The organism is Streptomyces sp. 12E (assembly GCF_055633275.1).
On the sequence record NZ_JBVNCJ010000001.1, the window covers coordinates 5,292,707 to 5,313,210 of the forward strand.

Annotated in this window: 22 protein-coding genes, 1 pseudogene and 1 riboswitch; of the genes and pseudogenes, 19 read left to right on the forward strand and 4 right to left on the reverse strand. The window is 70.5% G+C overall.

Features of this window, described 5'->3' with window-relative positions; genetic code table 11:
• Positions 1 to 18: 18 nt before the first annotated feature.
• The 11 genes from lepB (ACZ8ZB_RS24525) (at position 19) to ACZ8ZB_RS24575 (ending at position 9,450) form a co-directional block, all read left to right on the forward strand.
• Complete coding sequence (lepB, locus tag ACZ8ZB_RS24525; RefSeq protein WP_470739790.1) at positions 19 to 750, forward strand: signal peptidase I; 732 nt, start codon at positions 19 to 21, stop codon at positions 748 to 750.
• Positions 743 to 1,810 carry a signal peptidase I gene (gene lepB / locus ACZ8ZB_RS24530; RefSeq protein WP_470739791.1) on the forward strand — a complete coding sequence of 356 codons (1,068 nt, stop codon included), beginning with the start codon at positions 743 to 745 and terminating at the stop codon, positions 1,808 to 1,810. Before lepB (ACZ8ZB_RS24525) ends, lepB (ACZ8ZB_RS24530) begins: the two co-directional genes overlap by 8 nt.
• Complete coding sequence (gene lepB, locus ACZ8ZB_RS24535; RefSeq protein ID WP_470739792.1) at positions 1,722 to 2,711, forward strand: signal peptidase I; 990 nt, start codon at positions 1,722 to 1,724, stop codon at positions 2,709 to 2,711. The genes lepB (ACZ8ZB_RS24530) and lepB (ACZ8ZB_RS24535) overlap by 89 nt, the downstream gene beginning before the upstream one ends.
• 33 nt (positions 2,712 to 2,744) lie before the next feature.
• Positions 2,745 to 3,521 carry a signal peptidase I gene (lepB, locus tag ACZ8ZB_RS24540; RefSeq protein ID WP_470739793.1) on the forward strand — a complete coding sequence of 259 codons (777 nt, stop codon included), beginning with the start codon at positions 2,745 to 2,747 and terminating at the stop codon, positions 3,519 to 3,521.
• The gene (locus ACZ8ZB_RS24545; protein WP_470739794.1) at positions 3,511 to 4,038 is read left to right on the forward strand and encodes an NUDIX hydrolase; all 528 of its coding nucleotides are present in this window, start codon (positions 3,511 to 3,513) and stop codon (positions 4,036 to 4,038) included. Before lepB (ACZ8ZB_RS24540) ends, ACZ8ZB_RS24545 begins: the two co-directional genes overlap by 11 nt.
• A 53-nt stretch (positions 4,039 to 4,091) precedes the next feature.
• Complete coding sequence (locus ACZ8ZB_RS24550) at positions 4,092 to 4,400, forward strand: DUF2469 domain-containing protein (RefSeq protein ID WP_003965949.1); 309 nt, start codon at positions 4,092 to 4,094, stop codon at positions 4,398 to 4,400.
• Positions 4,401 to 4,479: 79 nt separating this feature from the next.
• Complete coding sequence (locus ACZ8ZB_RS24555) at positions 4,480 to 4,881, forward strand: YraN family protein (protein WP_470739795.1); 402 nt, start codon at positions 4,480 to 4,482, stop codon at positions 4,879 to 4,881.
• 1 nt (position 4,882) lies between these two features.
• On the forward strand, positions 4,883 to 6,508 hold the full coding sequence (locus tag ACZ8ZB_RS24560) for a YifB family Mg chelatase-like AAA ATPase (RefSeq protein ID WP_470739796.1): 1,626 nt from the start codon (positions 4,883 to 4,885) through the stop codon (positions 6,506 to 6,508).
• Positions 6,505 to 7,665, forward strand: a complete 1,161-nt coding sequence (dprA, locus tag ACZ8ZB_RS24565) for a DNA-processing protein DprA (protein WP_470739797.1) — start codon at positions 6,505 to 6,507, stop codon at positions 7,663 to 7,665. The genes ACZ8ZB_RS24560 and dprA overlap by 4 nt, the downstream gene beginning before the upstream one ends.
• A 293-nt stretch (positions 7,666 to 7,958) precedes the next feature.
• Complete coding sequence (gene whiG, locus ACZ8ZB_RS24570; protein ID WP_470739798.1) at positions 7,959 to 8,801, forward strand: RNA polymerase sigma factor WhiG; 843 nt, start codon at positions 7,959 to 7,961, stop codon at positions 8,799 to 8,801.
• A gap of 91 nt (positions 8,802 to 8,892) precedes the next feature.
• Positions 8,893 to 9,450 (forward strand): TetR/AcrR family transcriptional regulator, encoded by a 558-nt coding sequence (locus tag ACZ8ZB_RS24575; RefSeq protein WP_470741572.1) that lies wholly within the window; start codon positions 8,893 to 8,895, stop codon positions 9,448 to 9,450.
• 25 nt (positions 9,451 to 9,475) lie between these two features.
• Here ACZ8ZB_RS24575 and ACZ8ZB_RS24580 read toward each other — a convergent pair whose 3' ends face one another.
• A complete protein-coding gene (locus ACZ8ZB_RS24580; protein ID WP_470741573.1) occupies positions 9,476 to 9,964 on the reverse strand; it encodes a M23 family metallopeptidase in 489 nt (162 codons plus the stop codon).
• A gap of 399 nt (positions 9,965 to 10,363) precedes the next feature.
• Here ACZ8ZB_RS24580 and rpsB point away from each other — a divergent pair, with 399 nt between their 5' ends.
• The 6 genes from rpsB (at position 10,364) to ACZ8ZB_RS24610 (ending at position 15,253) form a co-directional block, all read left to right on the forward strand.
• Positions 10,364 to 11,248 carry a 30S ribosomal protein S2 gene (rpsB, locus tag ACZ8ZB_RS24585; protein ID WP_470739799.1) on the forward strand — a complete coding sequence of 295 codons (885 nt, stop codon included), beginning with the start codon at positions 10,364 to 10,366 and terminating at the stop codon, positions 11,246 to 11,248.
• A 158-nt stretch (positions 11,249 to 11,406) separates the two neighbouring features.
• Positions 11,407 to 12,243, forward strand: a complete 837-nt coding sequence (gene tsf, locus ACZ8ZB_RS24590) for a translation elongation factor Ts (protein WP_470739800.1) — start codon at positions 11,407 to 11,409, stop codon at positions 12,241 to 12,243.
• A 191-nt stretch (positions 12,244 to 12,434) separates the two neighbouring features.
• Positions 12,435 to 13,193, forward strand: a complete 759-nt coding sequence (gene pyrH / locus ACZ8ZB_RS24595; RefSeq protein ID WP_470739801.1) for a UMP kinase — start codon at positions 12,435 to 12,437, stop codon at positions 13,191 to 13,193.
• A 121-nt stretch (positions 13,194 to 13,314) separates the two neighbouring features.
• Positions 13,315 to 13,872 carry a ribosome recycling factor gene (gene frr / locus ACZ8ZB_RS24600; RefSeq protein WP_030824850.1) on the forward strand — a complete coding sequence of 186 codons (558 nt, stop codon included), beginning with the start codon at positions 13,315 to 13,317 and terminating at the stop codon, positions 13,870 to 13,872.
• Positions 13,872 to 14,996: a phosphatidate cytidylyltransferase gene (locus ACZ8ZB_RS24605; RefSeq protein ID WP_470739802.1), complete on the forward strand. Its 1,125-nt coding sequence runs from the start codon at positions 13,872 to 13,874 to the stop codon at positions 14,994 to 14,996. The genes frr and ACZ8ZB_RS24605 overlap by 1 nt, the downstream gene beginning before the upstream one ends.
• Before the next feature lie 80 nt (positions 14,997 to 15,076).
• The gene (locus ACZ8ZB_RS24610; protein WP_470739803.1) at positions 15,077 to 15,253 is read left to right on the forward strand and encodes a hypothetical protein; all 177 of its coding nucleotides are present in this window, start codon (positions 15,077 to 15,079) and stop codon (positions 15,251 to 15,253) included.
• A 336-nt stretch (positions 15,254 to 15,589) separates the two neighbouring features.
• Here the strand turns inward: ACZ8ZB_RS24610 and ACZ8ZB_RS24615 are convergent.
• The 3 genes and pseudogenes from ACZ8ZB_RS24615 to ACZ8ZB_RS24625 all read right to left on the reverse strand — a co-directional run.
• Positions 15,590 to 15,819: pseudogene (locus tag ACZ8ZB_RS24615) on the reverse strand (site-specific integrase); the annotation flags it as partial.
• Complete coding sequence (locus ACZ8ZB_RS24620) at positions 15,789 to 16,505, reverse strand: HDIG domain-containing metalloprotein (RefSeq protein WP_470739804.1); 717 nt, start codon at positions 16,503 to 16,505, stop codon at positions 15,789 to 15,791. The gene ACZ8ZB_RS24620 and the pseudogene ACZ8ZB_RS24615, both read right to left, overlap by 31 nt.
• Entirely contained in the window at positions 16,492 to 16,968 is a 477-nt protein-coding gene (locus ACZ8ZB_RS24625; RefSeq protein ID WP_470739805.1) for a hypothetical protein, read from the reverse strand. The genes ACZ8ZB_RS24620 and ACZ8ZB_RS24625 overlap by 14 nt, the downstream gene beginning before the upstream one ends.
• Positions 16,969 to 18,067: 1,099 nt before the next feature.
• On the opposite strand from ACZ8ZB_RS24625, the gene rlmN reads away from it, so the two are divergent.
• Complete coding sequence (rlmN, locus tag ACZ8ZB_RS24630) at positions 18,068 to 19,174, forward strand: dual-specificity RNA methyltransferase RlmN (RefSeq protein WP_030824858.1); 1,107 nt, start codon at positions 18,068 to 18,070, stop codon at positions 19,172 to 19,174.
• Positions 19,175 to 19,198: 24 nt separating this feature from the next.
• A riboswitch (TPP riboswitch) is annotated at positions 19,199 to 19,304 on the forward strand.
• 80 nt (positions 19,305 to 19,384) lie between these two features.
• The gene (locus ACZ8ZB_RS24635; protein WP_470739806.1) at positions 19,385 to 20,470 is read left to right on the forward strand and encodes a thiamine ABC transporter substrate-binding protein; all 1,086 of its coding nucleotides are present in this window, start codon (positions 19,385 to 19,387) and stop codon (positions 20,468 to 20,470) included.
• Positions 20,471 to 20,504 lie beyond the last annotated feature (34 nt).

Sequence of the window (20,504 nt, forward strand, 5' to 3'; positions counted from 1 at the left end):
GGATAGCATCTGGCCCCGATGGACACCGAAGCACAGCCGACGGAGCGCGACCGCTCCCTCCCCCCGGCCGGACCCGAGGACACCTCGGGGACGGCGGGGCCGGAGGGGCGGTCGCGCTCCGCGTTGGTGCCGCGTTCCGCGCACTGGCTGCCCGGCGGACGGATTACCCTGACCCTGCTGCTCTGCCTGGTGTTCCTGCTGGCGGTGAACACGTTCGTGGCGCGGCCGTTCCAGATCCCCAGCGGATCGATGGAACAGGGATTGAGGGTCGGGGACCGTGTGCTCGTGAACAAGTTGGCGTACCGCTTCGGCGCCGGCCCGCTCCGCGGTGACGTGGTGGTGTTCGACGGCACCGGGTACTTCGGTGCGGCCGACTACGTCAAACGGGTCGTCGGGGTGGGCGGGGACCACGTGGTCTGCTGCGACGGGGAGGGGAGGATCCGGGTGAACGGCCGGTCGGTCGACGAGTCGGGCTTCCTGTACCCCGGCGACAGCCCCTCCACGGTGGCCTTCGACGTCGTCGTGCCCGACGGGCGCCTGTTCGTCCTCGGGGACCACCGCAGCCGCTCCAGCGACTCCCGGGACCACCTCGGCTCGCCCGGCGGCGGCATGGTTCCGGTCGACAGCGTGATCGGCCGTGCCGACGGGATCGTCTGGCCCTTCGGCCACGCCACCCGGCTGCACCGGCCCGACGCCTACGCGCGCGTGCCCGCCCCGGCGACGGACGCGGCGGAGGACGCCCATGGGTAACCGCGGCAAACCGCGCGGAGTCCCGGACAGCGCCGTGGAGAACCCGCTGCCCACCGGCTCCCGCCGTGCGGCCGGCCCGGCCCCCGGACGCAGCCGGGCGGAGCGGCGCAAGCTCCAGCGCAAGGTCAAGCGGCGCCGCAGGCGCAGCGCCATCAAGGAGATCCCCCTGCTGGTGGGAGTCGCCGTCGTGATCGCGCTGGTGCTGAAGACGTTCCTCGTCCAGGCCTTCGTCATCCCGTCCGGCTCCATGGAGCAGACGATCCAGATCGGTGACCGGGTGCTGGTCGACAAGCTCACCCCGTGGTTCGGTTCCAGGCCGCAGCGCGGGGACGTCGTCGTGTTCAAGGATCCCGGCGGCTGGCTCCAGGACGAGCGGACCACGCCGAAGAAGGACGACCCCGTCGGGATCAAGCAGATCAAGGAAGGGCTCACCTTCATCGGACTGCTGCCGTCCGAGAACGAGAAGGACCTCATCAAGCGGGTCGTCGGCGTCGGCGGCGACCGCGTCCAGTGCTGTGACGAGCAGGGCCGGGTCACCGTCAACGGCGTTCCCCTGAACGAGGACTACCTGTATCCCGGCAACGCCCCGTCCACGACGCCGTTCGACATCACCGTCCCCGAGGGGCGGCTGTGGGTGATGGGTGACCACCGGGCCAACTCCGCCGACTCCCGTTCCCACCAGGACACCGACTACGGCGGTACCGTCTCCGAGGACGAGGTGGTGGGCCGGGCCATGGTCATCGCCTGGCCGCTCGGCCGCTGGAGCATGCTGGAGGAGCCGACGACCTACGCCTCCGTGTCGGACTCGGCGTCCGGATCGACCGCTGCCGCCCCGCTGTCGCATAGGGTTGCCCCGGACGATCCCGATGGAATGGTCCAGCTCCCGAGCCCTGCGGAACTCCCGCTCGTTATGGGAGTGGTGGGCCTGCGCCGGGCATGGCGCGGGCGGCGGCAGAGAGTGAGGAGATGGCGTGGGGGATGCGGCGGTTGGCGCACGGTCCGGGCGCGGGGGCGAGGAGCACCGCGGGCGTCCCGTGGAAGCGGCCGGTCCGGCGGCTGACGACTTCGTGAGCTCCGGGAACGGCTCCCCGGCGGGTGGCGGCGACGGACCCGGGGACGAGCAGCCCCCCACGACGCAGGGCGGTTCGGGCGACGGGACCCCCCAGGCGAAGCAGCCCCGCTCCTTCTGGAAGGAGCTGCCGATCCTGATCGGCATCGCGCTGGTGCTGGCGCTGTTGATCAAGACGTTCCTGGTGCAGGCGTTCTCCATCCCCTCCGACTCGATGCAGAACACCCTCCAGCAGGGCGACCGGGTGCTCGTCGACAAGCTCACCCCCTGGTTCGGCTCCGAACCCGAGCGCGGTGAGGTCGTCGTCTTCCACGACCCCGACAACTGGCTGGCGGGCGAGCCGACCCCCGAACCGAATCCCCTGCAGAAGGTCCTCAGCTGGATCGGCCTGATGCCGTCCGCGGAGGAGAAGGACCTGATCAAGCGGGTCGTCGGGGTCGGCGGTGACACGATCGAGTGCAAGGGCACCGGTCCGCTGAAGGTCAACGGCATGGCGTTGAACGAGTCGTACGTGTATCCCGGCAACACCCCGTGCAGCCAGGACGACCAGGGCGGCCAGTTCAAGGTGAAGGTCCCCGAGGGCCACATCTGGGTCATGGGCGACCACCGCCAGAACTCCCGGGACTCGCGGTACAACCAGGCCGACAAGAACGACGGGTTCGTCCCCGTGGACAAGGTCGTCGGCCGCGCCGTCGTCATCGCCTGGCCGATCAACCGCTGGAACAACCTGCCCGTCCCGGACACCTTCGACCAGCCCGGCCTGGCCGCCGGATCGTCGTCCGCCGCGGTCCTGGCGGCCGCGCCCCAGGGACTCGCGCTCGCGGGCGCGGTGCCGCTGGTGCTCTGGCGGCGCGGGCGGTACGGCGTCGGAGAGGGCCGCAGGCAGGGCTGACCCGGCCCGGTACCGCCGGGTAGGGTGCCGCCCATGAGTGGTCAGAGCACGACGCGTACGGCCCCCGGCAGCGGCGGCTCGGGCGCCGCCCGGGCGGGTGGCCGGACCGGGCAGCGGCTGTCCGGGCTGGCCGTGGCTCTGGGTACGGTGCTGTTCCTCGGCGGATTCGTCTGGGGAGCGGTGCTGTACCGGCCGTACACCGTGCCCACCCCCTCGATGGAGCCGGCGATCGGCGCCGGCGACCGGGTGCTGGCCGAGCGCATCGACGGGAGCGACGTCCGCCGTGGTGACGTGGTGGTCTTCACGGACACGACATGGTCGGACCTCCCCATGGTGAAGCGGGTGGTCGCCGTCGGCGGTGACACGGTCTCCTGCTGCCAGGACGGCAAGCTGAAGGTCAACGGCGAGGAGATCGACGAACCGTATCTCGCCGAGGGCACGGCGGCCGAGTCCGGCGCCATCCCCGAGGTGACCGTGCCGAAGGGGCGCCTGTTCCTGCTCGGTGACGAGCGTTCCGGGTCGCTGGACTCCACGGCCCATCTGACCGACGCCGCCGGCGGCACCGTCTCCCGTGGCGCGGTCCAGGCCAGGGTCGACGCCGTGGTCTGGCCGGTGAACGGCATGCTCGAGACGCCCACCGGCTTCGAACAGCTCGGTGCGCTCTCCTCGCCGGGCCCGCTCAGGACCGTCGTCGCGCTGGTGATCGCCGGCGCCGTGCTCATCCTCGGCGGAGCCGCGTACGGGCCCTTCGCCAAGCGGGTGGGCGCGTCCCGGGGCCGGGCCGGCGCGGGGACCGCCGATGCCCGCTGAGCCCGTCTTGCCGGTCGGGGAATCCGCTACGGGCGGACCGCGCAGAGTCGCGCGGGTGGTCCTGCTCGATCCGCGGGACCGCATCCTGCTGCTGCACGGCCATGAACCGGACGACCCGACCGACGACTGGTGGTTCACGCCGGGCGGCGGCGTGGAGGGCGACGAGACCCGTGAACAGGCCGCCCTGCGGGAACTCGTCGAGGAGACCGGCATCACCGAGGTCGAGCTCGGCCCCGTGCTGTGGCGGCGGAGGTGCTCCTTCCCGTTCGCCGGCCGCCGCTGGGACCAGGACGAGTGGTACTACCTCGCCCGCACCGCCCAGACCGCGACCGCGGCCACGGCGCTGACCGAGCTGGAGCGGCGCAGTGTCGCCGGAGCACGCTGGTGGACGTACCCGGAACTCGCTCGGGCACATGAGACGGTGTATCCGACCAGACTCGCCGAGCTGCTGCGCACACTGCTCGACGAAGGTCCCCCGGCCGGGCCCGTGACCCTGGACACCGAAATCGTCCGGTGACTCCCGGGACTGGCGCACAATGGTGGGATCGCACGGCTGAAGGGGAACATGCCATGAGCGCCGAGGACCTCGAGAAGTACGAGACCGAGATGGAGCTGAAGCTCTACCGGGAGTACCGCGATGTCGTCGGTCTGTTCAAATACGTGATCGAGACCGAGCGGCGTTTCTATCTCACCAACGACTACGAGATGCAGGTGCACTCGGTCCAGGGCGAGGTGTTCTTCGAGGTGTCGATGGCGGACGCCTGGGTCTGGGACATGTATCGGCCGGCCCGGTTCGTGAAGCAGGTACGCGTGCTGACGTTCAAGGACGTGAACATCGAGGAGCTCAACAAGAGCGATCTGGAGCTGCCGGGCGGATGATCGGCTCACTCGTGCGGGTGACGGAATTGTCCACAGCCGCCGAGTTCTGCACCAAGATCCACTCCATCGGGCGGAATGCGTGACCGTTGGCGCCGGAGGTGGTGCCGACATGAACGCACATCGCGCACGCGGCGCGCTCGGCAGGTACGGCGAGACACTGGCCGCACGGCGGCTGACCCAGACCGGGATGACGGTCCTGCAGCGCAACTGGCGCTGCGGCAGGACCGGCGAGATCGACATCGTGGCCCGGGACGGGGACGCCCTGGTCGTCTGCGAGGTGAAGACCCGCAGGGCAGGACCCTTCCAGCACCCCATGGAGGCGGTCACGCCCGCCAAGGCGGACCGCCTGCGGGACCTCGCCGAACGCTGGCTCCAGGAGCACGGGGGAGCGCCGCCCGGCGGGGTGCGCATCGACCTGGTCGGCGTGCTGCTGCCGGCCCGCGGCGCACCCGTGGTCGAGCACGTCCGGGGGGTGGCCTGACATGGGGTTCGCGCGTACGTGCTCGGTGACGCTGGTGGGCGTCGAGGGCGTGGTCGTGGAGGTCCAGGCCGACCTGGAGCCCGGGGTCGCGGCCTTCACCCTGGTGGGGCTGCCCGACAAGAGCCTGACGGAGAGCAGGGACCGGGTCAGGGCGGCCGTGGTCAATTCCGGCGGCGAGTGGCCGCAGAAGAAACTCACCGTGGGACTCAGCCCGGCCTCCGTCCCGAAGGCCGGCAGCGGGTTCGACCTGGCGGTCGCCTGCGCGGTGCTCGGCGCCGCCGAGCGGATCGATCCGCGGGTGCTCGGCGACATCGTCATGATCGGCGAACTGGGACTGGACGGCCGGGTGCGGCCGGTGCGCGGCATCCTGCCGGCCGTCCTGGCCGCGGCCGACGCGGGATACGAACAGGTGGTGGTGCCCGAGTGCGCCGCCGCCGAGGCCTCGCTGGTGCCGGGCGTGTCCGTCCTGGGCATCCGCAGCCTGCGCCAGCTGATCGCGGTGCTCACCGACGAGCCCGTACCGGAGGAGGGCGCCGAGGAACAGCCGCGGCCCGACCCGCTGCTGGCGGGGCTGCGCGCCCCGGGCACCGGAGCGGACACCGGGATGCACGGCGTCGGCGCGGCATCGCACGATCGGGGCCATGACCTCGCGGACGTCGTGGGCCAGCTCTCGGCGCGGACGGCCGTGGAGGTGGCCGCGGCGGGCGGACACCACCTCTTCCTGGAAGGACCGCCGGGTGCCGGCAAGACCATGCTGGCGGAGCGGTTGCCGTCGATCCTGCCGTCGCTGGACCGGCAGGCCTCGCTCGAGGTGACGGCCGTGCACTCGGTGGCGGGACTCCTGCCCCCGGACAGGCCCCTGATCGACACGGCCCCCTACTGCGCCCCGCACCACTCGGCCACCATGCAGGCACTCGTCGGCGGCGGCCCCGGCACGGCCCGGCCGGGAGCGGTGTCCCTCTCCCATCGTGGCGTGCTCTTCCTGGACGAGACCCCGGAGTTCAGCAGCCGGGCCCTGGACGCCCTGCGGCAGCCGCTGGAGTCCGGGCACGTGGTCATCGCGCGCAGCGCGGGTGTCGTGCGCTTCCCCGCCCGCTTCCTGATGGTGCTCGCCGCCAACCCGTGCCCCTGCGGGCGGTTCTCGCGGACGAACGACCAGTGCGAGTGCCCGCCCTCGGCGATCCGCCGCTACCAGGCCCGGCTGTCCGGCCCGCTGCTCGACCGGGTCGACCTGCGGGTCGAGGTCGACCGCGTCACCCGTGCCGAACTGACGGCGCGCGGCGCCCGTGGCGAGAGCACCGCCACGGTCGCCGACCGGGTGCGCGGGGCCCGGGACCGTGCCGCGGCGCGGCTCGCAGGCACCCCGTGGCGCGCCAACAGCGAGGTTCCCGGACGGGAGCTGCGCAGCCGCTGGCACGCCGCCCCCGGCGCCATGGACGACGCCGAGCGGAGCCTGGAACGGGGCGTGCTCACCGCCCGGGGGCTCGACCGGGTCCTGCGGGTCGCCTGGACCGTCGCCGACCTGGCCGGCCACGACCGGCCCGACGCCGCGGACGTCGCCCTCGCCCTGCAACTGCGCACCGGCGTCCCGCGCGGCGTGCCCATGGCCATCGGGGCGGGGGCGTGAGCGCCGTGGACGGCCCCGGCGGCGAACTGCTCGGCCGGGTCTTCCTCACCCGGGTCATCGAACCCGGTGACGAGACCGGCGGGCGCTGGGTGCGGGAACTCGGTGTGGACGCCGTGGTGCGACGGCTGCGGGAACGGGGGGATCCGCTGCCGGGAGCGAGCGGCAAGCGGTGGGCCGGGCTGCTGGCCCGGGCGGAGCGGGCCGAACCGCGCAGCGACCTCGCCGCCGCGCGGGCCGCCGGGGTGCGCTTCGTGGGCCCCGGAACCCCGCAATGGCCCGGGCAGCTCGACGACCTGGGCGACGCCCGGCCGCTCGGGCTGTGGGTGCGCGGAGGAGCGGACCTGCGGATGTGGGCGCTGCGCTCGGTCGCCGTCGTCGGCGCCCGCGCCTGCACCGAGTACGGCGCGCACATGGCCGCCACCCTCTCCGCGGGCCTTGCCGAGCGCGGCTGGATCGTGGTCTCCGGCGGCGCCTACGGGGTCGACGGAGCAGCCCACCGCGGCGCCCTCGGCGCGGGCGGCGCCACCATCGCCGTACTCGCCTGCGGAGTCGACCGGCCCTACCCGCGCGGCCACACCGGACTGATCGGCAGGATCGCGGAGCAGGGACTCGTCGTCGGCGAGTTGCCGCCCGGCGAGCATCCGACACCGAGCAGGTTCATCCTCCGCAACAGGGTGATCGCCGCGCTCACCCGGGGCACCGTCGTCGTCGAGGCCGCCCACCGCAGCGGCTCCCTGGTGACCGTCCGGGCGGCCCGGCGGCTGGGACGCCACACGATGGGAGTGCCGGGGCCGGCCACCAGCGGGCTCTCCGCCGGGGTGCACGAACTGCTGCGGCAGGACGCGGTGCTGGTCACCGACGCCGACGAGGTCGTCGAACTCGTCGGCGACATGGGCGAACTCGCGCCGGAACGCCGGGGGCCGGTGCTGCCCCGGGATCTGCTCGACCCGGCCGGACAACAGGTCCTCGCCGCGCTGCCGGGGCGCGGAACGGCCCGGTCGGAGGAGATCGCACGCGCCGCGCAGACCACCCCGGACGACGCGATCGCAAGACTGTACGAATTACGAGCACTTGGTTACGTCGAACGACACGGCGACAGCTGGAAGTTGACGCGCCAGGCGATGATCCCGGTCCGGGACGGTCCCGAGTTCCGCTGACGGAGTGTGTTCGACCGCCCAGGGGAACCCCTGACATCCCTTGGAAACTAGGCCAGTTGGACTACCCCGTCGATCACTCAGAGCGACGGACATGCCCCGGCGGGACGGCATCCGGAACGAATCTGCGCACAGCTCCACCTCGCTTCTTCGCGCACCGCGACGCCACAGTCACGCTACGCTCACGAGGGCCCCGACGCGGACAGGCAAGGACGGGCGAGGACAGGCACCCAGACATCGGACGGACAGCGCACCCAGGCAGCACCAGTCCACGGCAGAACGGCACAAGGCGACGAATGCCCCAGCACACCTCCGGGTCCGACCGGGCGGCGATCCCCCCAGCCGCCCGCGACGGTGGCAGCGTGCGGCCGCCCGCTCCCTCGACACTCGACGAGCTGTGGCGGTCGTACAAGGCGACGGGGGACGAACGGCTGCGGGAGCAGCTGATCCTGCACTACTCGCCGCTGGTGAAGTACGTGGCCGGCCGGGTCAGCGTGGGGCTGCCGCCCAACGTCGACCAGGCGGACTTCGTCTCCTCCGGGGTCTTCGGGCTGATCGACGCGATCGAGAAGTTCGACGTCGACCGCGAGATCAAGTTCGAGACCTACGCGATCACCCGCATCCGGGGCGCGATGATCGACGAGTTGCGGGCGCTGGACTGGATCCCGCGCTCGGTGCGGCAGAAGGCGCGCAACGTGGAGCGCGCCTACGCCACGCTGGAGGCACGGCTGCGGCGCACCCCCTCCGAGAGCGAGGTCGCCGATGAGATGGGCATCGCCGTGGACGAGCTGCACGCGGTTTTCAGCCAGTTGTCGCTCGCGAACGTCGTCGCCCTGGAGGAGCTGCTGCACGTCGGGGGAGAGGGCGGCGACCGGCTGAGTCTGATGGACACCCTGGAGGACACCGCCGCCGACAACCCGGTGGAGGTGGCCGAGGACCGGGAGCTGCGGAGGTTCCTGGCACGGGCCATCAACACACTGCCGGAGCGGGAGAAGACGGTGGTCACCCTGTACTACTACGAAGGGCTCACCCTCGCCGAGATCGGCAACGTGCTGGGCGTGACCGAGAGCCGGGTCAGCCAGATCCACACCAAGTCCGTGCTCCAGCTGCGCGCGAAGCTGGCGGGTTTCGGCCGCTGAACCCTCCCGGTGGAGAGCCGGCCGATCCCCTGGCCGCCGCGGGCGGGGCGTCCGTAAAGTGGATGACGTGCCAAGGATTCGAGCGGCCTCCGTGGCCGAGCACCGGTCGATGCAGCGAGCCGCCCTGCTGGACGCGGCACGCTCCCTGCTGTCCGAGGGCGGTACGGAGGCGCTGACCTTCCCGGCCCTCGCCGAGCGCACCGGCCTCGCGCGTTCGTCCGTGTACGAGTACTTCCGCTCGCGGGCCGCCGTGGTCGAGGAGCTGTGCGAGGTCGACTTCCCGGTCTGGGCGGCGGAGGTCGAGGCGGCGATGGCGGTCGCCGACGGCGCCGATGCCAAGATCGAGGCGTACGTCCGCAAGCAGCTGGAACTGGTCGGGGACCGGCGGCACCGCGCCGTGGTCGCGATCTCCGCGAGCGAGCTCGACGCCGGCGCCCGGGAGAAGATCCGCGCGGCCCACGGCGGACTCGTCGCGATGGTCGTCGAGGCCCTGGCCGGTCTGGGCCACGCCGAGCCCCGCCTCGCGGCGATGCTCCTCCAGGGCGTGGTCGACGCGGCCGTACGCCGCATCGAGCTGGGCGCGGCGGAACACCCGGACGCGATCACGGAAGCGGCGGTCGCGATGGCCCTCCGCGGCGTACGGGGCTGACGGACGCGTCCCCGGGCCCGGGCCCTCACTCCGGCACCGGCACTCCCAGGACCGGCAGCAGTCTCGGCGGCCCCCTGTGCAGGAGCCACGGGGGCAGCAGGGTGAGCGGATCCAGGTAGGCGTCGCCCCTCAGCAGGCCCCAGTGGACGCACGGGGCCGTGCAGTGGGAGCCCGTGGGGGCCACCGTGCCGACCACCTCGCCCGCCGTCACCTCGTCGTCCTCGGTCACCGACGCGCGAACCGGTTCGTAGGTGGTGCGCAACGGAGGGTCGCCCGTGCCGGTGAGCTCCACCGAGACGACGCCCTTCCCGGCCACCCGGCCCGCGAAGGAGACCCGGCCCGCCGCCACCGCCCGCACCGGCGTCCCCGGCGGAGCCGCCAGGTCCACGCCCCGGTGCCCGCGCCCGTACACCGTCGCCGGCGGCTCCCAGCCGCGCAGCACCCGCGGCCGTACCCCCACCGGCCACGCCCGTCCGACGGCCGGCGTCCCGGCCTCCTCGTCCGCCGACGTCATCGCCTCCGTCCCCGCCGCCGACAGGCCCGGCGGAGGCGGAGCCGCCAGCGCCGTCGAGGTCAGGCCCACCAGAAGGACCAACCGCGTACACGCCCTCGTGAATGCACTCTTTCGCATGCCGTCGACCCTTCCGGACCTCCGTGATCTCCGCCCGGACCTGTGGACCACCGGCCGTTTGTGGACAACGGCGTCACCCGGCGCCTCGCGGGTCCCGTACACTTCTGGTGGCGACCCGGGCCACCGGGTCGACTTCGCACGCCCCGACATCAGGACCGGCCACGGCCGCAGTCCTGGTGTCAGCGCCCCTCGGTCCTTCGTGGCAACGGCGCGTCGCGGGCGTCAGGCGCGGGAGCCGTCCGGCATCCGCGGCACAACCGAGAAATCCAAGGAGATACGGCCATGGCCGTCGTCACGATGCGGGAGCTGCTGGAGAGCGGCGTCCACTTCGGTCACCAGACCCGTCGTTGGAACCCGAAGATGAAGCGCTTCATCTTCACGGAGCGCAACGGCATCTACATCATCGACCTGCTCCAGTCGCTGTCGTACATCGACCGCGCCTACGAGTTCGTCAAGGAGACCGTCGCCCACGGCGGCACGGTCATGTTCGTCGGCACGAAGAAGCAGGCGCAGGAGGCCATCGCCGAGCAGGCGTCCCGCGTCGGCATGCCCTACGTCAACCAGCGCTGGCTGGGCGGCATGCTCACCAACTTCTCGACCGTCTACAAGCGTCTGCAGCGCCTCAAGGAGCTCGAGCAGATCGACTTCGAGGACGTGGCCGCCTCCGGCCTCACCAAGAAGGAGCTGCTGGTCCTCTCCCGCGAGAAGGCCAAGCTGGAGAAGACCCTCGGCGGTATCCGCGAGATGCAGAAGGTGCCCAGCGCCGTCTGGATCGTGGACACCAAGAAGGAGCACATCGCGGTCGGCGAGGCCCGGAAGCTCAACATCCCGGTCGTCGCCATCCTCGACACCAACTGCGACCCCGACGAGGTCGACTACAAGATCCCGGGCAACGACGACGCGATCCGCTCCGTCACCCTGCTCACCCGCGTGATCGCCGACGCCGTCGCCGAGGGCCTGATGGCCCGCTCCGGTGTCGCCGAGGCCGGCAAGGGCGAGAAGGCCGCCGGCGAGCCGCTGGCCGAGTGGGAGCGCGACCTGCTCGCGGGCGAGAACAAGGCCGACGAGAACAAGGCCGAGGAGGCCGCCCCGGCCGCCGAGGCCGAGCAGCCGGCTGAGGCCCCCGCTGCCGAGGCCGCCCCGGCCGCCGAGGCCGAGCAGGCCTGACCGCCCCGTCAGAGCCGATGACGGCGGGAGCGGTGACATCACCTCCGCTCCCGCCGTTCACCCGTAGGTCGGCGGCGTGTCGGACCCCTGCCGTCGAGCAGGCCCCCTGACCTCGCAGATCTCCGAACCTCCAGACTTCGAGAAAGATTCACAGACTCATGGCGAACTACACCGCCGCCGACGTCAAGAAGCTCCGGGAGCTCACCGGCGCCGGCATGATGGACTGCAAGAAGGCGCTGGACGAGGCCGAGGGCAACGTCGAGAAGGCCGTCGAGGCGCTCCGCATCAAGGGCCAGAAGGGCGTCGCCAAGCGCGAGGGCCGCTCCGCCGAGAACGGCGCCGTGGTCTCGATCATCGCCGACGACAACTCCTCCGGCGTCCTCGTCGAGCTGAAGTGCGAGACGGACTTCGTCGCCAAGGGCGACAAGTTCCAGGCCGTGGCCACCACCATCGCCGAGCACGTCGTCAAGACCTCCCCGGCCGACCTCGAGGCCCTGCTCGCCTCCGAGATCGAGGCCGGCAAGACCGTCCAGGCGTTCGTGGACGAGGCCAACGCCACCCTGGGCGAGAAGATCGTCCTGGACCGCTTCGCCCAGTTCGCCGACGGCTACGTGACGGCGTACATGCACCGCACGATGCCCGACCTGCCGCCGCAGATCGGTGTCCTCGTCGAGCTGGACAAGCCGAACGCCGAGGTCGCCAAGGGCGTCGCCCAGCACATCGCCGCCTTCGCGCCGAAGTACCTCTCCAAGGACGACGTGCCGGCCGAGGTCGTCGAGTCCGAGCGCCGCGTCGCCGAGGAGACCACCCGCGCCGAGGGCAAGCCCGAGGCCGCCCTGCCGAAGATCGTCGAGGGCCGCCTCAACGGCTTCTTCAAGGACGCCACGCTGCTCGGCCAGCCCTACGCGCTGGACAACAAGAAGTCCGTCCAGAAGGTCCTGGACGAGGCCGGTGTCACCCTGAAGCGCTTCACGCGCATCAAGGTCGGCATCTGAGTCCGTACCGCGACGGACGCGCGACCCCGATAGGGTCGACAGCGGTCGTTCGGACACGCGTCCACGCACGCGCGCGTGCCGGACGACAGCAGATCTGACGAGGAGGCCATTGCCGCATGGGATGCGAACCACGCCCCACCGGCAATGGCCTTCTTCGTATGTGCAACACGTGAAAGAGGCGGGAACCGACGATGACCACCAAGGCTGAGAAGAGCGACGACGGCAAAGTACGCGGCCGGTTTCTGCTGAAGCTGTCCGGAGAGGCCTTCTCCGGTGGCGGGGGCCTGGGCGTCGACCCCGACGTGGTGCACGCCATCGCGCGTGAGATCGCGGCCGTCGTTCGGGACGGCGCGCAGATCGCGATCGTCATCGGCGGCGGCAACTTCTTCCGCGGCGCCGAGCTCCAGGTGCGCGGCATGGACCGTGCCCGCTCCGACTACATGGGCATGCTCGGCACCGTGATGAACTGCCTCGCCCTCCAGGACTTCCTGGAGAAGGAGGGCGTCGACTGCCGCGTGCAGACCGCCATCACCATGGGGCAGGTCGCCGAGCCCTACATCCCGCTGCGCGCCGTGCGGCACCTGGAGAAGGGCCGTGTGGTCATCTTCGGCGCCGGTATGGGCATGCCGTACTTCTCCACCGACACCACCGCCGCCCAGCGCGCCCTGGAGATCGACGCCGAGGCGCTGCTCATGGGCAAGAACGGTGTGGACGGCGTCTACGACTCCGACCCGAAGACCAACCCGGACGCCGTGAAGTTCGACGCGCTCGGCTACGGCGAGGTCATCACCCGGGACCTGAAGGTCGCCGACGCCACCGCCGTCACGCTCTGCCGTGACAACAGCCTCCCGATCGTCGTCTTCGAGCTTCTGAAGGAGGGCAATATCGCCCGCGCCGTCAAGGGTGAGAAGATCGGCACGCTGGTGGACGACCAAGCCGGCCGCAACTGACCGGGGGATGGACAATGTCCTGCCGGTCGGGAACCGTGCAGGAAGAAGACGCGACGCAGCCGGCCGCCGCCCCCGACGAGGAACGGCGGCCGGGCCTACTCAAGACACGCAGGAGCAAGTGGTGATCGAAGAGACCCTCCTCGAGGCCGAGGAGAAGATGGAGAAGGCCGTCGTGGTCGCCAAGGAGGACTTCGCCGCGATCCGCACCGGCCGTGCGCACCCGGCGATGTTCAACAAGATCGTGGCCGACTACTACGGCGCGCTGACGCCGATCAACCAGCTGGCCTCGTTCTCCGTGCCCGAGCCGCGCATGGCCGTGGTGACGCCGTTCGACAAGAGCGCGCTGCGCAACATCGAACAGGCGATCCGCGACTCGGACCTGGGCGTCAACCCGAGCAACGACGGCAACATCATCCGCGTGGTGTTCCCCGAGCTCACCGAGGAGCGCCGCCGTGACTACATCAAGGTCGCCAAGACCAAGGGTGAGGACGCCAAGGTCTCCATCCGCTCCGTGCGCCGCAAGGCCAAGGACGCCATCGACAAGATGATCAAGGATGGCGAGGTCGGCGAGGACGAGGGCCGCCGTGCGGAGAAGGAGCTCGACGACACCACCGCGAAGTACGTCGCCCAGGTGGACGAACTCCTGAAGCACAAGGAAGCGGAGCTGCTCGAGGTCTGATGAACGACTCTTCCTGGGGGACGCCGCAGACCGGGTACTGGGGGCCGTCCGACCACGGGCAGGGCTGGGGGGCCGCTCCGGCGAGTCCCGCGTACGATGCGCACAACGCGCAGCACACGCGTCCCATGCCCATCGTGCCCGACGTACCCGAACACGGCGGAGACCAGGATGCGGAAAGGGGGACCGCTCGGCTGAGCGGTCCCCCTTTCCGAGACGAGCCGACGCGGGTCCGACCCCTTCCGGGGGAGGTGCCGCAGAATCCGGAGCCCATGTCCGACGCCCCGCAGCCGGCACCCGCACCGCAGAAGAAGAGCGCGGGGCGGGATCTCGGGGCCGCGATAGGCGTCGGCGTCGGACTCGGCGTGGTGATCGTCGCATCGTTGTTCGTCGTCAAGGCGGTCTTCGTCGGCGTGGTCGCCGTCGCCGTGGTGGTGGGCCTGTGGGAGCTGACGTCGCGGCTGCGGGAGCGCAAGGGCATCGAGGCGCCCCTGACACCGCTCGCGCTGGGCGGTGCGGCCATGGTCGTCGCCGGGTACGCCCGGGGGACCGAGGGCGCGTGGGTCGCCATGGCGCTCACCGCGCTGGCGGTGCTGGTCTGGCGTATGACGGCACCGCCCGAGGGCTACCTCAAGGACGTCACGGCGGGTGTCTTCGCGGTGTTCTACGTGCCGTTCCTGGCGACCTTCGTGGCCATGATGCTCACCGCCGACGACGGCCCGTGGCGTGTCCTGACCTTCCTGCTGCTGACGGTCGTCAGCGACACCGGCGCGTACGCCGTCGGCTGGCGCTTCGGCAGGACCAAGCTCGCCCCGCGCATCAGCCCCGGCAAGACCCGCGAGGGCCTGCTGGGCGCGGTGACCTTCGCGATGGCCGTCGGCGCGCTGTGCATGCAGTTCCTGATCGACGACGGCAACTGGTGGCAGGGCCTGCTCCTGGGCCTCGCGGTCGCGGCCAGCGCCACGCTGGGCGACCTCGGCGAGTCCATGATCAAACGTGATCTGGGCATCAAGGACATGGGCACGCTGCTGCCCGGCCACGGCGGCATCATGGACCGCCTGGACTCCCTGCTGCCGACGGCGCCGGTGGTGTGGCTGCTGCTGGTGCTCTTCGTCGGGTCCGGGTGACCCGTACCCGCGTGGCCGGATCGGGCCCCCGTCCTCTCCGGACGGGGGCCCGCCGCTGTACGGGGTATTAAGGTCGCTCCATGGCACAGGCGAGGCGGGGGGACGACGGCAGGTACCACGGTGACCTGCCCTGCCGATGGTGCGAGGCGCTCCTCGACCAGAAGGGGCGCCGCAGGCCGCGTCTCTACTGCGGTCCGTGGCACCGTACGAAGACCTACGTCTCCCACCTCTTCCTGGCGATCGCCGGTCTGTTCTGAGCCCGACCGGGCCACCCAAGTCGTTCTGCGACCCTGGCAGGGCCATGCCCAAGCCCGGAGAACTGGCAGGCAAGAGACGAGAACAGGCCCCCTACCTGCGCATTTAGTGCAGGTAGGGGCCTGTTCCGTGGCGCTGGGCCGTCGGACTCGCGCAGTCGCACCTCTTCTACGCGGTCGGCCGGCCTCAGCGCCGTCGGGGGAACTTCCAACCGTTCTGGCGCAGCTTGTAGAGGACGAACACTCCGCAGAGCGCCCACACACCTAAGAAGGCCCACTTGAACCACGGGGGGCCGTCCGGGCGTTCTGCCAGTTGAACTGATACCGCGTAGTAAGAGGTCATCCTTTGCGCGTGCCCGGCTGTAGGGGCAGGAACACGCGGTCGACAGCCTTCCGCGTACGCTCCTGGCTCCCCGGCATCAGGTGGGCGTACACCCGCAGCGTCAGCCCTGGATCGGAGTGCCCGAGGTACTGGCTGACGGCCTTGGTGCTCTCGCCGGCGTCCAGGAGCACGGAGGCGTAGAGGCGTAGAAGTGCCTCAGTGCGTGCATGCCGTGCTCACGAACGGACCAGGATCCCGTGGATCCGGGTGTCGAAGTCGAAGGACTGCCCGGAGGGGCCGGTCGTCATGTCGGCGAAGATCAGGGGCGTCCAGGACCGGCGATTCTTCCCGCTCGCAGACGGCCGGCTCTGCCGAGAGTCCGCGCTGCTCCGCTTCGTACACGGCTCCGGAGTGATGGGCGATCAGCCGGACCAGGCGCGCCGGCGCACCCGGTGATGCAAGGTGTCGGGCACTGTCGAGGGGGTGGAATCCGGTGTCACGCAGTTCGGGTGCGTAGCCGATGTCATGCAGCCATGCGGCAGCGATGAGGAGGTCCTGGTCTGCCTCGGACACAGCCGCGGAAGCCTCGCGAGCCCGAGCGGCCACGGCCTGGGTGTGCAGCCAGCGGTTCCCGAGCGGAGGGGGCACCGTCGCCGACTGCGGACCCGTGGGGCGTGCGCGGGGAGCTCCTCCCGTCCACCGCCGACCCAGGCAGAGCCGAGCAGACGCGGCCCCTGGCGTCCAGGTCGTTCGTACAGCGGCGCGCTCCACCTGGACGCCAGGAACCACGCCCGCTCCACGGTGTGTGGGTCGACGGCAGACGGGATGGGAGCTGGGGCGAGTGTGGGATGAGGTCCGTTCAAGGGTGCGGGCTGGCGAGCAGGCACGCCCCCACCGACCAGGCCGCGAACCTAGTTCATCAATCCCATGCATTGAAGATCACCCCACCCAACGTGGTGATGCCGTAATAGTGAATTTCACGCCATTCGCCCTGTGTAAGCCCCGCGGTGTCCACGTCGGAAAGAGGTGTGGTGAGCTGTTCACGATCAAGCACCACGAATCCGGCGTGTGCGAAGGTGCTGGCCCAGGGCGGCGGTGTGACGAAGTCGTTGCTGAGCCAGTCCCCGCGTCCCTGAGTGAACGCGATCCAGGGGTGATACGCGTGACAGAGAAGGGCGCACTCGCCCGTGCCATCGACGACCGACGCGGTGTGGAACGTGCGAGGGTACGCCTGCGGCTCGATCTTGCCGACCCTGCCTCCGGCGGCGCGGGCGGCTGCGTACAGACCGCTTCGGAAAGCCCGCATATCGGTTTCGGGGAGTGGACCGTCCTTCGGCTGACAGAAGCCTGTCGCACCCCGTAGCAGGCTGAAGCCCGTGTTCTCATCGTCGACCACGCGGCCATCTTGCCGCTGCCGCTGAGCCACGCCGAGGACTTACCGGCAGGGTGGTGAGAAGCGTGCCCTTCCCGTGCCCGATCGAGCGGGGACCCACGGGGAACACCGGGCAGTCACAGTAGCCGGATACCAGAACGGCCCCTGACCAAACGTCCAGGTCAGAGGCCACTCTCACTGTTGAGGCAGCGGAGGCGGTGGGATTTGAACCCACGGTGACATCGCTGCCACGACGGTTTTCAAGGCCCTGTCAGGACTCCGCCGACCTTGGCATCAGCCTGAAGGGGACGTTGGATGAGCGGTTATGGATCAGGGTGTCGCTGCGGTCATTGCAGGCGTGGCGGGCATGGTTGGCGCACTCGGCGGCGCAGTGGCCGGCGGACTGGCGGCTGTGAGGGGAGCGAAAGTCGGAGCGGAAACCAGTGCGCGCTCTGCGGCAGCAGGTCCAGGACCAGGCTGCGACCGAACACGCGCACTGGCTACGAGAACAGCGCAGGGTGGCTTACGCGGCGTACATCGCCGCAGCTCAAGCAGTCGGAGCGAAGGCTCGTGACGGTCTCGACACACCCGATGACGCAATGACCGACGAAGTCTACGAAGCAGTCGGCCAGCTCGCTGACATGCACGGCAGCCTGACCCTGGTTGGGCCCACAGCTCTTGATGAAGCAGCGGTGAGCCTGCTGGCAGCATCCTGGGAAGTAGACCGAGCGACCCGAGCCGCAGCAACCGCGCTAGCCACTGGCAGGGAACCAGATCAGAACCACGCCCTCCGGGCTTACGGAGCCTTCACTGAACGCTATGCCGACTTCCTCGCAGCCGCACGGGATGATCTAGGGGCCTCCTGAGCGCACTGAAGCACTCTGCCGAGCCTTCTCGATGGGGATGTACCTTGTCAGCCCTCGTGTGGCGACCCACACCAGGGGCGGACACCAACAGGCGCGAACAGTCGCGGTCGGCCGAGTCTCAGCGCACACTCACCATGGCCGGGCCGTCTGTGGGCCGTCCGAAGGGGATCGGAGACCACAGATGACGACCGTCGGCGACAGGTACAGATGCCGACAGCCGCAGGTCACCCGATTGGATCTGCGACACTGGTACTGCCATGCCTAAGCCCGGAGAACTCACCTTTGTCGCGCCGCGCGGAGCCAAGAAGCCGCCGCGGCACCTTGCCGATCTCACGCCCGCCGAGCGCAAGGAGGCGGTCGCCGCGGTCGGTGAGAAGCCGTTCCGCGCCAAGCAGCTGTCGCAGCACTACTTCGCGCGGTACGCGCACGAACCGGAGCAGTGGACCGACATCCCCGCCGGTTCCCGTGCCGCACTGCGGGACGCGCTGCTTCCCGAGCTGATGACGGTCGTACGGCACCTGTCGACCGACCAGGGCACCACCCGCAAGACGCTGTGGAAGCTGTTCGACGGCACGCTCGTCGAGTCCGTGCTGATGCGCTACCCGGACCGGGTGACCATGTGCATCAGTTCCCAGGCGGGCTGCGGCATGAACTGCCCGTTCTGCGCGACCGGGCAGGCCGGCCTCGACCGGAACCTGTCCACCGCCGAGATCGTGCACCAGATCGTGGACGGGATGCGGGCGCTGAGGGACGGAGAGGTGCCCGGTGGCCCGGCGCGGCTGAGCAACATCGTGTTCATGGGCATGGGTGAGCCGCTCGCCAACTACAACCGGGTCGTCGGAGCCATCCGTCGCCTCACCGACCCCGAGCCGGACGGGCTCGGGCTGTCGCAGCGCGGGATCACCGTGTCGACCGTCGGTCTCGTGCCGGCCATCCACCGGTTCTCCGACGAGGGCTTCAAGTGTCGGCTCGCCATCTCGCTGCACGCCCCCGACGACGAGCTGCGCGACACCCTCGTCCCCGTGAACACGCGGTGGAAGGTGCGCGAGGTGCTGGACGCCGGGTTCGAGTACGCGGCCAGGTCGGGGCGGCGGCTGTCCATCGAGTACGCGCTGATCCGGGACATCAACGACCAGGCCTGGCGGGGCGACCGGCTCGGACGGATGCTCAAGGGCCGGCCGGTGCACGTCAACCTCATCCCGCTCAACCCCACGCCCGGCTCCAAGTGGACCGCCTCCCGTCCCGAGGACGAGAAGGCGTTCGTGGAGGCGATCGCCGCGCACGGTGTGCCGGTGACGATCCGGGACACCCGTGGGCAGGAGATCGACGGGGCGTGTGGTCAGCTCGCCGCGAGCGAGCGGTAATGTGACTCGCGTAAGCACATCTTCATATTCCGACAGGGGAGCGCCACAGCGCTGAGAGTGCGGCACCGGCCGCAGACCCTCCGAACCTGGCCCAGGTCATTCTGGGTAGGGAGATCGGTCATCACTCGAGCTGTTGCGCCCTGCCCGGGACCCCGCGGAGGGGTCCCGGGCAGGGCCGCGTCTCTTCCTGGTCACTCCAGGAGGAATCAAGTGGGCATCACCAAGAAGGTCACGGTCCTGGCCGTCGGGCTGGGGCTGGTCACGCTGTCCGCGTGCGGGTCGTCCGGCGACGACGCCGACGGCAGCGGCGGCGGGTCCGGGACCGTGACCCTCGTCAGCCACAACTCGTGGGCCGTGTCGAAGGACGTGGTCGCCGCCTTCGAGAAGCAGTCCGGATACAGGCTCAGGGTCCTCGAGGACGGCGACGCCGGGCAGGCCGTGAACAAGGCCATCCTGACCAAGGACAACCCCCAGGGCGACGTCTTCTTCGGCGTCGACAACACCCTGCTGTCCCGCGCCCTCGACAACGGGCTGTTCCAGCCGTACGAGGCGAAGGACGCGGACCTGGTCCTGCCCGAGTACCGGGTCGACGAGGACAAGCACCGGGTCACCCCCGTCGACACCGGCGACGTCTGCGTCAACTACGACAAGGCGTGGTTCGCCGAGCACGACCTGACCCCGCCGAAGACCTTCGACGACCTGATCGAGCCCGAGTACAAGGACCTCCTCGTCGTCGAGAACGCCTCCACCTCCTCGCCCGGCCTCGGCTTCCTCCTCGGCACCGCCGCGAAGTACGGGGACGAGGGCTGGCCGGAGTACTGGAAGAAGCTCAAGGCCAACGGCGTGAAGGTGGTCGACGGCTGGGAGCAGGCCTACAACGAGGAGTTCTCCGGCTCGGCCGGCGGCAAGCAGGCCAAGGCCGACCGGCCGCTGGTGGTGTCGTACGCCTCCTCGCCGCCCGCCGAGGTCGTCTACGCCGACCCGAAGCCGGACACCGCCCCCACCGGCGTCGCGGAGGGCACCTGCTTCCGCCAGGTCGAGTACGCGGGGCTGCTGAGCAACGCGAAGAACCCCGAGGGCGGCAAGGCGCTGCTCGACTTCCTGATCGGCAAGACGTTCCAGGACGACATGCCGCTCAACATGTTCGTCTACCCGGTGCGGGAGGCCGCCCAGGTGCCCCAGGAGTTCGTGAAGTTCGGGCCGCAGGCGAAGGACCCGCAGACCATGGACCCGGAGAAGATCGCCGCCAACCGTGACCAGTGGGTCAAGACGTGGACCTCGCTCGTACTGAAGTGAGGCGCACCGCGGCCAGGCGGCGCGGGAGCGCGGC

Excerpts from the sequence above, each read along its gene's own strand:
- lepB (WP_470739791.1), top strand. The coding sequence starts at position 743 with ATGGGTAACCGCGGCAAACCGCGCGGAGTCCCGGACAGCGCCGTGGAG.
- lepB (WP_470739793.1), top strand. The coding sequence starts at position 2,745 with ATGAGTGGTCAGAGCACGACGCGTACGGCCCCCGGCAGCGGCGGCTCG.
- ACZ8ZB_RS24580 (WP_470741573.1), bottom strand. The coding sequence starts at position 9,964 with ATGACGTCGGCGGACGAGGAGGCCGGGACGCCGGCCGTCGGACGGGCG.
- ACZ8ZB_RS24545 (WP_470739794.1), top strand. The coding sequence starts at position 3,511 with ATGCCCGCTGAGCCCGTCTTGCCGGTCGGGGAATCCGCTACGGGCGGA.
- ACZ8ZB_RS24620 (WP_470739804.1), bottom strand. The coding sequence starts at position 16,505 with ATGCATGGGATTGATGAACTAGGTTCGCGGCCTGGTCGGTGGGGGCGT.
- ACZ8ZB_RS24550 (WP_003965949.1), top strand. The coding sequence starts at position 4,092 with ATGAGCGCCGAGGACCTCGAGAAGTACGAGACCGAGATGGAGCTGAAG.
- ACZ8ZB_RS24610 (WP_470739803.1), top strand. The coding sequence starts at position 15,077 with ATGGCACAGGCGAGGCGGGGGGACGACGGCAGGTACCACGGTGACCTG.
- ACZ8ZB_RS24560 (WP_470739796.1), top strand. The coding sequence starts at position 4,883 with ATGGGGTTCGCGCGTACGTGCTCGGTGACGCTGGTGGGCGTCGAGGGC.
- tsf (WP_470739800.1), top strand. The coding sequence starts at position 11,407 with ATGGCGAACTACACCGCCGCCGACGTCAAGAAGCTCCGGGAGCTCACC.
- pyrH (WP_470739801.1), top strand. The coding sequence starts at position 12,435 with ATGACCACCAAGGCTGAGAAGAGCGACGACGGCAAAGTACGCGGCCGG.
- whiG (WP_470739798.1), top strand. The coding sequence starts at position 7,959 with ATGCCCCAGCACACCTCCGGGTCCGACCGGGCGGCGATCCCCCCAGCC.
- rpsB (WP_470739799.1), top strand. The coding sequence starts at position 10,364 with ATGGCCGTCGTCACGATGCGGGAGCTGCTGGAGAGCGGCGTCCACTTC.
- lepB (WP_470739790.1), top strand. The coding sequence starts at position 19 with ATGGACACCGAAGCACAGCCGACGGAGCGCGACCGCTCCCTCCCCCCG.
- ACZ8ZB_RS24605 (WP_470739802.1), top strand. The coding sequence starts at position 13,872 with ATGAACGACTCTTCCTGGGGGACGCCGCAGACCGGGTACTGGGGGCCG.
- rlmN (WP_030824858.1), top strand. The coding sequence starts at position 18,068 with ATGCCTAAGCCCGGAGAACTCACCTTTGTCGCGCCGCGCGGAGCCAAG.